The organism is Bilifractor sp. HCP3S3_D3 (assembly GCF_052063915.1).
In the GTDB taxonomy this organism is placed as follows: domain Bacteria; phylum Bacillota; class Clostridia; order Lachnospirales; family Lachnospiraceae; genus Bilifractor.
Map to the genome: position 1 here is coordinate 200,332 of NZ_JBQHWP010000003.1, position 12,642 is coordinate 212,973.

The 12,642-nt window shown below is 48.4% G+C and carries 7 protein-coding genes and 1 tRNA gene; 2 read left to right on the forward strand and 6 right to left on the reverse strand.

The annotated features are described in order from the left end of the window. Positions 1–19: 19 nt before the first annotated feature. Positions 20–1,360, reverse strand: a complete 1,341-nt coding sequence (locus ACTNDI_RS03145; RefSeq protein ID WP_441099303.1) for a carboxylesterase/lipase family protein — start codon at positions 1,358–1,360, stop codon at positions 20–22. 114 nt (positions 1,361–1,474) lie between these two features. Beyond that, complete coding sequence (locus ACTNDI_RS03150; RefSeq protein ID WP_441099304.1) at positions 1,475–2,836, reverse strand: MFS transporter; 1,362 nt, start codon at positions 2,834–2,836, stop codon at positions 1,475–1,477. Positions 2,837–3,126: 290 nt separating this feature from the next. Here ACTNDI_RS03150 and ACTNDI_RS03155 point away from each other — a divergent pair, with 290 nt between their 5' ends. Together ACTNDI_RS03155 and ACTNDI_RS03160 are read left to right on the forward strand one after the other, a co-directional pair. Further along, complete coding sequence (locus tag ACTNDI_RS03155; RefSeq protein ID WP_441099305.1) at positions 3,127–3,315, forward strand: hypothetical protein; 189 nt, start codon at positions 3,127–3,129, stop codon at positions 3,313–3,315. Positions 3,316–3,595: 280 nt separating this feature from the next. Then, complete coding sequence (locus tag ACTNDI_RS03160; protein ID WP_441099306.1) at positions 3,596–4,984, forward strand: MATE family efflux transporter; 1,389 nt, start codon at positions 3,596–3,598, stop codon at positions 4,982–4,984. A 185-nt stretch (positions 4,985–5,169) separates the two neighbouring features. Here ACTNDI_RS03160 and ACTNDI_RS03165 read toward each other — a convergent pair whose 3' ends face one another. From ACTNDI_RS03165 to ACTNDI_RS03180, 4 genes are all read right to left on the reverse strand, one after another. Further along, complete coding sequence (locus ACTNDI_RS03165) at positions 5,170–6,336, reverse strand: iron-containing alcohol dehydrogenase (protein WP_441099307.1); 1,167 nt, start codon at positions 6,334–6,336, stop codon at positions 5,170–5,172. Between the two features lie 203 nt (positions 6,337–6,539). Next, positions 6,540–9,983, reverse strand: coding sequence for an EAL domain-containing protein (locus ACTNDI_RS03170; protein ID WP_441099308.1), 3,444 nt, complete (start codon positions 9,981–9,983; stop codon positions 6,540–6,542). 735 nt (positions 9,984–10,718) lie between these two features. Then, a complete protein-coding gene (locus tag ACTNDI_RS03175; protein WP_441099309.1) occupies positions 10,719–12,086 on the reverse strand; it encodes a citrate/2-methylcitrate synthase in 1,368 nt (455 codons plus the stop codon). Positions 12,087–12,194: 108 nt separating this feature from the next. Continuing rightward, positions 12,195–12,267: transfer RNA gene (locus tag ACTNDI_RS03180), tRNA-Thr, on the reverse strand. Between the last annotated feature and the right edge of the window lie 375 nt (positions 12,268–12,642).

Consider the following 12,642-nt stretch of genomic DNA (forward strand, 5'->3'; position numbering starts at 1 on the left):
AGCCCCTGTTTGATTATTATTAAACCAGTCTTGCTACAAAACCATCTTTTTTCAAGTATGGTCTCCATTCCGGAACGCTATCCCCGTTCGGATCACCTGTCTTCATGAAGTTTGTCCAATACGTAACACATTCCTCTGACAGATCATCATCGTCCTGCCTCATCGGTCTCCAGCTCCTATGGAGTGTGCCCATTGTATACCAAAGTTCCAGAGTATGCCATGCCGGCTTCCCGTCCCCCGGGAGCGTGTGATCGAACCAGTAGACATATGCGGGGGGATTGCCTGTTTCTTCCTGCCTGGATGCCCATGCCTTGCATTCATCCAGCATTAGACCCGGAACTCTTCTGCACCGGTCCTTTTCATGCGTGCCGAGATCCTCTGTCACACAGCCGACCATATACGGAATTTTCGCCATCGTCCCCTCTTCATAGATTTCGCGGACATTCTTTTTTAATATTACCCCATCTACATAAGGCACAATTCGAAGGGCACCGTCAAAACCATATTTCTTAAAACATTCTGCGTCAAAAGCATTCTTTGCCGCCAGGAGTTGAGCTGCATCCATGCCCCGCAGTTCTTCCAGACTTGCTGCACCCGTATTTGCAACAACCGCTTTTCCGTACTCCTCTCCTTCTTCCAGAGAAGGTGCCTGAAGCATCGGATTTTTGCAGCTTACGCCACTCTGCAGAATAGCCTTGGCAATCCTGCCTTCCGTCAGCGGACTTGATACCAGCACCTGTGTACTCATGCATCCTGCGCTCTGTCCATAAACTGTGATATTCGCCGGATCTCCGCCAAACGCTTCGATGTTATCATAAATCCAATCGAGCGCCATGATCTGATCCATAATTCCGTAATTTCCACTTATCCCCTTCTCACTCTCTGCCGTAAGCCACGGATGCGCAAGGAATCCAAAAACGCCAAGCCGATAGGCGATTGATACAAAGATGACTCCGTGCCGATTAATCGCCTGCCCGTCAAATTCCATCTCTGAACTGTAGCCGCCGCCGAAACCACCGCCGTGAATATAAAATGCAACCGGAAGTTTATCCGAAGGACTTGCCGTCTCCGGAACCCAGATATTCAGGTACAGGCAGTCCTCACTCATTTCACGAATGTAGGCGGTATCCGCATAAAACTCCTTGTGATAGGGATTCGGCTCCTGCGCCAGCGTCTGCGGACAGATCCGCGCGAAATGATCTGCCTGATAAACTCCCTCCCACGGCTCCACCGGTACCGGTGCCTTCCAGCGAAGATCTCCTACCGGCGGCTTTGCAAAAGGAATGCCTTTAAAAATTACAGAAACACCCTCTTTCACTCCCTGAACCTGTCCGCATTTTGTCGTTACCTTCACATTCATATGTTTCCTCCTTCTACAACACCTCATTAACGACTCCGGGATCTATATTCGCTGTGCACCAGCTTTGCTCTTTCTGTTCCTTCATCGCCACAGATGTTCACGTTCTCAACAAGCTTATTCGCTAAGGCTGTTCCTTTTCTCAAGCTCACTGCGAACCCCTGCCATTTTCTCCTCTGTCAGGTTATACAGCAGAATCGGTATCACCGATACAAAAGAGAGAATCATTGGAATCAGATTCGTTCCGAGGTTGATTCCGGACACTATATGCGGAGTGATTTCAACACCCTGCCTGTATCCATAGGCTCCAAGAAGCGCCAGGCCGATCGCGGATCCGATTCCTCCACCGACTTTGTTCATCAATCCGTTTACAGCAAAAGCAAGTCCGTCTGTACGTACTCCCGTTTTCAGATCATATTCATCGATAGCATCCACAATCATTCCTCCTGTACCAGGCATTCCAATGCTGTAGGCGCCGTAAATCACACTGGATACGATCATCCACGGAATATTCGTATATGGGCCAAAGAACATCATCGCCAGGCCGACTCCACCCAGAACGGCACCCAGAATAAGAATCGCTTTTCTTCCGAATTTCTTCATCACAGCCGGTGCCAGAATCATGCATCCGATTCCAGACACACTCGGAATAGTCATCAAAATTCCGATCAGCATCGGATTGCCAACGCAATACATATAGAAATAAAACATCACTCCTACGCGTCCCATAACCGCAGTCATCTGAAGAAGTGTAAAAATGAAGAGCTTCATCAGATTTCGATTCACAAATATTGCCTTAAAAGACTCTCTGAGCGGAATCTTCGTTGTCCTCTCCGCATCTTCTGTGTCCTCAACGTTCTCTTTGCAGAAGTGCGTTGCAAGAATCGTGAGAAATGCCGCAACGACGGAATACAGAATTGCGACTTTCTGATATCCCTTTGCCTGATCTCCATGCCCCAGAACCATAATGATCGGAAGTGTAATGTTCATCAAAAGCATAGAACCCACTGCACCACCTGTGAGCGAGGACGCAAAAAGAGAATTGATTTTTTCCGGATTTCGCGTCATACGGGAAGGAAGTGCGTTAAAAGGTACATTCTCAACCGTATACGACATTCCAAGACCAATATATGTCACATACGCCCAAACAAGCTTGCCCGGCGTTGAAAATCCCGGAACTGAAAATGTCAGAACAGTGAATACTATCAACACCAGCGCGCCAACGACAATATACGGACGAAATTTCCCGTACTTCGTATTCGTCTTCTGCATGATCGCACCCATCATCGGATCATTAATGCCGTCCCAAACCTTCGCCACCAGCATCAGCAGTGACACAGCAGCCGGTGCAAGCCCTACAACATCTGTGTAGAATACTGCCAGGTATGTGCTGACCATCGTCCATGACAGCTGCGCCGCAAAATTACCCATACCGTACATACCGACCTGAAGCGCACCCACTTCTTTTTTCTTTCCCATAAAAACCTCCTTCATGCGGGTATTTCCCCTCCCGTTGTTTATGAGGCAAGTGTACCAGAGGAACGCTTGATTCACTAATCGATGGGCATGGAAATTTGCATTATTTGCAGCAATTTATTGCATTCAATTCCGGTTGTGCGCAAAAAATATTCTCTGCTTGTCTTTTTTTGTCATATGCTTTTATGGAAACACTACTGTGGTGCAGCTCGCGATGCCATTGTTTTGCATAATTTCATTTCAATACACCACAAAAACGCCTTGGAATCGTAAAAATTTTCGTAGATGTCAGTATGATAGCGTCCGCGGTTATTCTTTCCCTTGTCCTCTTCCGCGGTGTCAACAGCGTACGGGAGGGAACGGTGATCTCTGCCATCATCGTCGGCTATATTGCCCGTCAGTTCTGCAGACTTCTTAATCCGATCATGGATAAATGGTTCTATTCTATCTCCGTCTCTGTCGAGGCCGATTCCGAAAAATGACGAATTCAAGCATAAAAATACTCCATTTTTCCCTCCCCTAAATGAAATAGCAAACATAAAGAGACCTTCGCATAAGCCATTCTCATACCACAGGCTATCGCGACCGTCTCTTTTTTGTTTTTTTACTGCGTGCAGCCAGAATGACATGAGATGTATACCAAAAATCTTCATTCTGTGTTAGTATAAGAAGGCTGATCGACTGCCCGTACCAATATCTATAAGAAAGGCACAAATGGTAATCGATCTGCTCTTCATCAAAACCTCAGGAGATATTTTCGTAATGAAACAATCAACACAAGACCCCCGGTCCGACAACAAAATGGGTATCATGCCCATCCGGAAGCTGATCGTCAACATGTCCGTCCCTATGATGATTTCCATGCTGGTACAGGCTCTTTACAACATCGTGGATTCTGTTTTCGTCGCGCAGATCGGTGAGGATGCGCTGACAGCGGTTACTCTTGCGTTCCCCATGCAGAACCTCATGATCTCGGTAGGCGCCGGCACCGGAGTAGGTATCAACGCTCTGCTTTCCCGGGCGCTCGGCGCACGGGAGTTTGACAAATCAGATAAGGCAGCGAATAATGGCATCCTTCTGGCCTTCTTCAGCTTTATCGTCTCCGCGATTCTCGGTCTGACAATCACCGGGCCCTTTATTCGAAGCCAGACATCCTCGGCAGATATTATTCAGTATGGCAATGCCTACCTCGGCATCGTCATGACTCTTTCCTTCGGACTTTTCATGCAGGTCACCTTTGAGCGGTTGCTGCAGTCCACCGGAAGAACCATGCTGAGTATGATCTCGCAGCTCACCGGCGCCATCATCAATATTTTCCTTGATCCGGTTATGATCTTCGGCCTTCTGGGCTGCCCGAAACTTGGAGTGGCGGGCGCCGCCTATGCAACCGTCATCGGACAGACGATTGCCTCGGTTCTCGGCTTTGTGATGAATCTGAAATTAAACCGCGATATTCATATCAGCGCCGGAGCCATTCTTCATCCGGATAAAAAAACCATCGGCAGAATTTACTTTGTCGGCATACCATCGATCCTGATGATGAGCATCGGATCGGTCATGACCTACCTGATGGATCTGATCCTGATCTCCTTCTCGACAACCGCAACCGCCGTCTTCGGAGTGTATTTCAAGCTTCAGAGTTTCTTCTTTATGCCGGTTTTTGGTCTGAACAACGGACTGATCCCGGTTCTGGCCTTCAACTACGGAGCCGGACACAAACGGAGAATCAACAAGGCTCTCAAATTTGCCATGCTGCTTGCTATCTGTGTGATGCTCTGCGGAACTGCAACTTTCGAGCTGATACCAGACAGACTTCTTGATCTGTTCAATGCCTCAGCGGAAATGAAACAGATGGGTGTCGTCGCGCTCCGGACGATAGCCATTCATTTTCCGATTGCAGCCATGGGCATCATCATGAGCTCCATCTTCCAGGCCTTCTCAAAGAGCTTTTATTCCCTCTTTGTCTCCCTCGGAAGACAGCTTGTCATCCTGATCCCGGCCGCCTGGCTTCTCTCAATGACCGGAAATGTCAACAACGTCTGGTGGTGTTTCTTCATCGCGGAAATCGCCTCCTTTATTCTGTCGCTGACCTTCTTCCGGAAGGTCTACCGAAGCGATGTTTCGCCCCTTCCGGACGACGGTGTAGAGTGATCGCGAATCAATTTCTGAATGTTTCGCGCACTGCAGGAAAACACCCGCAAAGTCTTGCCTGGCAGGACTTTACGGGTGTTTTTTACATTACTCGGCCTTAGAAGTCTGTACGAACGCTTTCAAGTGCACTATGATGATATCTGTACGAACGCTTTCAATCTCCTCACACCAGCATTTGATATGAATTAAAAGGCAGCCTTGTAAATCTTCACAATATCCTCTTTTGTGAGAGGAACGAAACAGCCCACACTGCCCTTTGCCGCTTTTTCTGCCATCACTTCGAAATGTTCCTCGCTGTCAATTCCAACGGCGCGCAGGTTCTCCGGAAGTCCCATGGTCTCAAACAGGAACGTTCTGGTTTTTGCAATCGCCTCCCTCGCAGCTTTCTCATCCTCTGTTTCCGAAATTCCCCACACATTTCTTCCGTACTCTGCAAAATTTGCGGCAGTTGAAGGATCTTTCTCAAGGACAAAATCCATCCATGCCGGAGTGAGAATCGCCAGTCCCTGGCCATGTGTGATGTCATAAAATGCGGACAGCTCATGCTCCATCGGATGTACGCACCAGGCTGGCTGACTTCCATTCGCAATCAGCCCGTTGATTGCATGACTTGCCGCCCACATCAGATTTGCACGGGCATCATAATTCTCCGGATCCTCAAGAGCGACCGGGCCATATTTGATCATTGTCTTCAGAAGGCCCTCGGCAAATCTTGCCTGCACATCACAGCCGGGCTCCTTGGTGAAGTAATTCTCAAAGGTATGGCTCATCATATCCGCCGTACCGGCAGCGGTCTGTTTTCTGGACACCGAAAAGGTATATGTAGGATCCAGGACTGACATGGTTGGCTTCAAAACATCCGCGCCGGTTCCCCATTTCTCATTCTTTGTCATGTCTGATATAACCGCAAAACAATCCATCTCGGAGCCGGTGGCCGCTAATGTCAATACGGAGAAAATCGGAAGAGCCTTTTTGATTTTAGAAGGATCCAGCACAAGATCCCAGGCATCCCCGTCGTACATCGCGCCGGCAGCCACAACCTTTGCACAGTCGATCGCACTGCCTCCTCCGATTGCCAGAACCATATTCAGCTTCTGCTCTTTACACAGCTCAACGCCCCTTCGAACCGTCTCTATTCTGGGATTCGGCTCTACACCGGACAGCTCCGTGACCGTTACCCCGGCATCTCCGAGGATTTTCAATGCTGTATCATAGATACCATTTCGCTTGATGCTCCCTCCACCATAGACAAGGAGTACTTTGGAGCCAAAATCAGCAAGCTCTGACAGATGTGAGATCTGCCCTTTACCAAAATAAATCGTTGTAGGAACACTAAATCTGAAATTATACATGTATTACCTCCTGTCAAACGAGTCAATACCCCCTATGGGTATAATAAATATACGCCAGACATTCCTGCCTGTCAATGTTTACTTCCCCGAAAATAATCTGCCGGAAGATCCCTGAAGCACAATCAGGCATTACAAAATCCCTTCCATTGAACCTCCGGTCAATAGAAGGGGTAATTTCCGCGGGCGCCGGCCGCCGGCTGCGCTCATGCCTCCGGCTTATATACGCTCAATCCTGCCCACATATGATTCAGATTCTTCGCATATTTTTCCTGGCTCGCATTGGTCTGATTCATCACGGACACCCTTATTACAGCAGTCAGCGCACACTGCCACTGACCGACCTTTCTCAGCCTTGAAATCTTTTCTTCAAATCTTTCCTGTGCTGCCTTTAATTTCTTCGAATCCTCATCCTGAACCAGAATGGTGAAGTAACTCCCGGTCAGTCTCCCGATGGTGCTTTCTCTACCGAACACCTTTCGCAATAGCTCTCCGACACTGCGGAGCAGCGTGTGTCCCGCCTCTTCTCCATATCTTCTGGCGAAATCCTCATATTCCGGAATATAGATCTGTACCAGTGAAAACACTTTGTTATCCGTCCACAGCGCCTCCAGATAGTCTCTGAAGCTCCCGGACAGTCCTGTCGCATTCAGGAGATCCGTCACCGCATCGATCGATTCCGATTGATACCGATCGTCCAGAAGCTGATACAGATTCTCTGCGTCGAAAAAATTCCCCATCAGGCCGATGATCTTCCCGTCTCTGTAAATTGGAATCTTATTGGCCAGAATCGTACGCTGTTTCCCCCGGACGATACACTTTCCCTTTGCGAGACTTACTCTTTCACCATTCGCCAGAACATCGAGCTCATCGTTCTTAAAGGGCTCTGTCTCAACATGCCAGTGCATCTCCTCATCTGTTTTCCCGATAATGTCTTTCTCGGATTCAAAACCATAAAAATCCAGAAAGCTCCGGCTTGCGCCCACAAATCTCCGGTTCACATCCTTCCAGAAATACATCGCATCTGAATAGTTCTCCAGATTCCTCCAGAGCAGAGCCGGCGTGATACTCCTCTCATCCGTCTCCTGATAAGTCCCGGGCTCTCCACTCTGGTCCGGGTCACCCAGAAGAAGTCCGCGGACCTCCGAATTGAAGTCTACAGGAATAGTTACCAGAAGGACCTGGTAGAAATCCGTTGCCGGTATAGATATGCACATGTGCAGCATCCAGTGATATTCGCCGTCCGGCATTTTGCTTCGGAAAAAGCCCTTCAGATCCTGTCCTTTCTTCTCCATCATCCTTGTTCTTAATGTCTTCAGATTGAAGAAAGCATGGAATCGCTTCTGATCCGGCGGATAGATAAACTTCTCTGTATAAATCTTCTCTGCCCGCATCAAATCAATGCTTTCGCCTCCGATTCCGATCGGCTGGGCAGAATTTACGGACTTGAGCCCGTACATGGTATTGTCCATAAGATTACAAACCGCAATATCACCGCACAGATAATAGATGCTCTGTATGTAATATGCTCTGTGCTGATCCTTTGATGTCGTATTCAGCCGGATGTACCGGATATTCATGGCATAGATATAAGACTTCTCATTATGCGTAATGACGTTCCCGGTCAGCTCCATATAATGATCACCGGACGGATAGGTGATCACCTGCGGTCCCTTAAGCTTCCGCAGCTGCTCATTGGCATACCGCCGGTGGAAGACATGCATCGGATTGTTGTCTGTGTTAATTTCCGTAATCCATGAATCAATGTCATTGATGCCGTCACGGCTAAGCACATCCTTGTACGCCTCATTGGCAAAAAGCAGCCGCATGGTTTTGCCGTCATCCTCAATGACACACAGAGGCTCATCCGTCTGATAATCAATCCTGCTTAAAGCATCGTAATAGTTCTTCCACCGGAGCCGTTCTTCCCCGATTTTTCTATCCCGGCAGTGCTGCGAGAAAGATGCCCTGTCCATTGGCTTTCCGAAATAGTATCCCTGTACCTTCTCGCATCCGATCTGCTTCAGGAATTCGTACTGCTCACAGGTCTCAACGCCCTCGGCAAGCGTCTGGATTCCAATTTTCTTCGCCATATCCACAACAGACGTGATGATGTTTCTTGCTTTTTCCGTCGAGGTACTCAGAAAGCTCATATCGATCTTCAGCTCATCAAAATTCAGGTCCTTCAGAGAGCCCAGAGAAGAATAAGCGGTGCCGAAATCGTCCATCCAGACCTGAAATCCCAGCTCATGGAAACGGCTGATATACTGACTCAGCCTCTCCGGATGGCGGATGAATGCGCTCTCTGTGATCTCAAGATTAATGAGCTCACGCGGAATCTTATATTCTTTCGCCAGGCCTTCTATTCTGTCGACCAGATCCGGCTTACGGAAATCCTTGCGGGAAAGATTCACCGATACCGGCACGATATTCATGCCTGCCTTGATCCGTTCCCGGCCGTCACGGCAGACCTGTTCGAACATAAAGAGATCGAGATCAGTAATTCTGCCCTCATCCTCCAGAGCCGGTATAAACTCTCCAGGAGAGATCATCCCGTATACCGGATCCTTCCACCTGCACAGCGCCTCTGCTCCGCAGAGCTTTCCCGTGATAGTACGCATCACCGGCTGGTAATAGACCTGAATCCAGCCCTCAGCCATTGCCCTCTGATAGTTCTGCAGCAGATACTGCTTCCGCTCTGCCTTGACCAGCATCTCCTGATCGAAATACGCGTAGGAAGAGTGCAACGGATTGTTCAGCGAATCGCACGCAAGCTTCGCGCGGTCAATTGCGGATGTCAGGCTGACCTCATCACTATCGATCACATAAACGCCAACAGCAATCGGACGGGAATTTCCCCTATTCAATTTTGCAACATTTTCAAACACACTGCGGATATTCTGTTCCAACTTATCCGTCGACGCGCATGCTACAAAGTGATCACTGTTAAATCTTGCCGTATTCCTGACTCCGAACCGGCCGCGAATCAGCCAGCCCAGTCCACGGATCAGGGCATCGCCCGTCTCAAATCCGTTCAACGTCTCATATTCACGGAATCCGCTGTAGTCCATCCATAAAATCGCAGGAATCCTGTGTTCTCTCCTTATCTCGAGGATTCTCGCGGGAATGGTCTGCAGAAACCGGCTGACCGTCGGAAGTCCCGTCAGATCATCAAACTGATTGCGATGCAGGTCATTGTCAAGTGAAATTGTCCGCGAAAATGACTCTGATAACTGCAGTTCCTCCTGCCCTCCGTTCAGAATCCGGCTTTCATCTGTATATGAAAAATACGAAAATCTCACACCCTCTTTCCACACATGTCTCCCGACTGCATGAATGATATGATAATCCGGCTGATATTTATTCCGGTTGCGGTAAATAACATCATATTCCGTATCATCCCGCTCGAACCCGTATCCTTTTTCCGCAATTCTGGCGGCATCACCCGGGTGTATATCATGGTACAGGTCTCTCCGCAGCGCTTCCATCGCCTGTTCTCCCGAATCATACCCGAACAGTTTCAGAAATTGTCCTGAGAGAAATACCGGCATCATCTTCCCATCGACAGATTGAAATACACCCACCGCATTCGGAAGATTCTCAAGAATCTGCTGTTCTTCAGATGTTAATTTATATACGGCAACGCTCATCCGGCCGCCTCCAATATACACACCGTGACTCAAACCGGGCGCAGCCAGTCTGCTGACTGTATTGCAAGACAAAATTATTGCCATCTGTACCCGGACTGTCACTCGATCCAACATATTTTCACAGGATTAGTATATCACATTTTGTGGAAATGCGAATACAGGTTCCCAACCGTTATATTAAAAAGATTAATGTTTTTCTTTTCTCTTCTATATTTATCAGAAATTTCTGTATGTTAAGGCATGCAGAAATTCCCGAAGCATTCAGATGTAATTCATTCCGATTTCTAAATTTTTCTCATTTCAACCCGATGATACGACGATATTTTTTTAGCTGGATTTCTAATAGTGTAATTGCGCGATGCTGCTTCTAAAGGTCTTGACCAGAAGCCCTTTTTTCAGTTAATAGTTTTCCATGGATTTACCTCCTCCCATGTAACCGATTCATTGTTGAATCGAATCCCAAAACCATCATCCATCATAATTCCACGTGTTTTTCGAACCATCTCCCAAACATTCTAATCCTTCATATCGTAAAGAATTACTAGTTCCGGCAACGTTGTCAATCCTCGTTTTCCTGGCTGATGCATCAGCCAAACACGGATTTTCTGCAAAACGGTCTTAAAACACCTGAGCAGGAGCATCGCTTTCCTTGTATATAGTACATGCAATTTGAAAAAGAGACAATCCGCGGAAACGGATTGTCTCTTTTTCAAATTCAGATATCTTTCTCCTCTGTCAGTCCTCGCGGTTCTCCAGCTGGATATATCTTCTGTGATGACCGACGTATTTATATGCCGGTCGGATGATCTTGCCTCCATTGACCATTTCCTCGATCCGGTGAGCCGACCAACCCGAGATACGCGCGATCGCAAACAGCGGAGTGAACAGCTCTCTCGGAAAATCAAGCATTGAATACACAAATCCGCTGTAGAAGTCGACATTTGCGCAGATCGGCTTTACGAGACGGCGCTTGTGAATCATGCACTCCTTTCCGATTCTTTCCACATTTTCATAGAGATGAAATTCGTCTTCCATGTCCTTCTCAATCGAGAGCTTCTTCGCGTACTCCTTCAGAATAACACATCTGGGATCCGAGAGCGTGTAGACCGCATGTCCCATTCCATAGATCAGTCCCGCGTGATCAAACGCCTCACGGTCAAGAATCTTGTTCAGATAGGCGCGGATTTCATCCTCATTGTCCCAGTTATGAACGTTCTCCTTGATGTCCTCAAACATCTGCAGAACCTTCAGGTTTGCACCGCCGTGCTTTGGTCCCTTCAGGGAGCCCAGGGAAGCCGCCACCGCGGAATAGCTGTCCGTTCCTGTAGAAGATACCACATGCGTCGTAAAGGTCGAGTTGTTGCCGCCGCCGTGCTCGGCATGCAGAATCAGAGCCGTGTCGAGCACCTTCGCCTCCAGCTGCGTATACTGACCGTCCGGATGCAGCATCTGAAGCAGATTTTCAGCGAGTGAAAGCTCTGGCTTCGGGTTCCGGATGATAAGGTTCTGCCCCAGATGATAATGCCTGTGCGTGTGGTAGCTGTACACGGCCAGAAGAGGCATCTTCGCGATCATGGAAAGCGCCTGCCGCAGGATATTCGGGATTGAAATATCGTCCGCATGCGCGTCATAGGAATACAGCGTCAGGATACACTTCTGCAGAGAATTCATCATGTTGTAGCTGGGTGCCTTCATGATGACGTCCCTGGTGAACTCCTCCGGAAGCTCCCGGTAGCTGCTCAGAATCTCAATAAAATCATTCAGCTGCTTCTCCGTCGGCAGTGATCCGAACAGAAGAAGATATGTGATCTCCTCAAAACCGAACCGGCGGTTTTTCATCCCGCCCACCAGATCATTGACATTATATCCCTGATAATACAGGCGCCCCTCTGAGGGCACCGACTCGCCCTCGTCGTTCAGCGTTGTTCCCATAACATCGGAAATCTCCGTAAGACCCGTCAGAACACCCTTTCCGGTATTATCTCTGAGGCCTCTCTTGACATCGTACTCCTGATACAGGCTCAGATCGATCTTTCCGGATCTTCGGCTGAACTCAACCAGTTCTCTGATCTTGGCATCCTGTTCCGTTGCTGTAAAGCTCATAGACTCATATCCTCCCTGGTATGTCCTGTCAGGTGCCGACGTTCCGCCGGCAGATTGTAAAAAAGCGATTAACTCATGGCAGCACTGCCCGAATTAATCGCCTGTTTAAGCCGGAAGTCGGATTCGAACCGATGACCCCTTCATTACGAGTGAAGTGCTCTACCTGCTGAGCTATTCCGGCATGTCCACATAAAAGTGGCACAACCATTATTATACATAATTTTACATAAAATTCAACATGTTTTTTTACTGTATAAGTCCAGTCGCAATGTTCTTGGCCCACAGGGAGCTTGCTCACTAGTGGGCAAGAACATTAGCGACGACAACAGGTATGAGCATGGAGCGGTGCGAAGCAGCGCGGGAATGCGAATACCTGTTAGCGGCACGGAAGCTGCGAAGCAGCGAAGTGACGCGGGGACTTATACAATATGTGTCACAATATATCTCGAAAACGCAGACAGGATCGTCACGCGCGAAGCGTGTGTAAGAGACTGTATGCGATTTCGAAGGCAACAGGTATGAGCACGAAGTGACGCGCAAGCGGCACGGAAGTGCG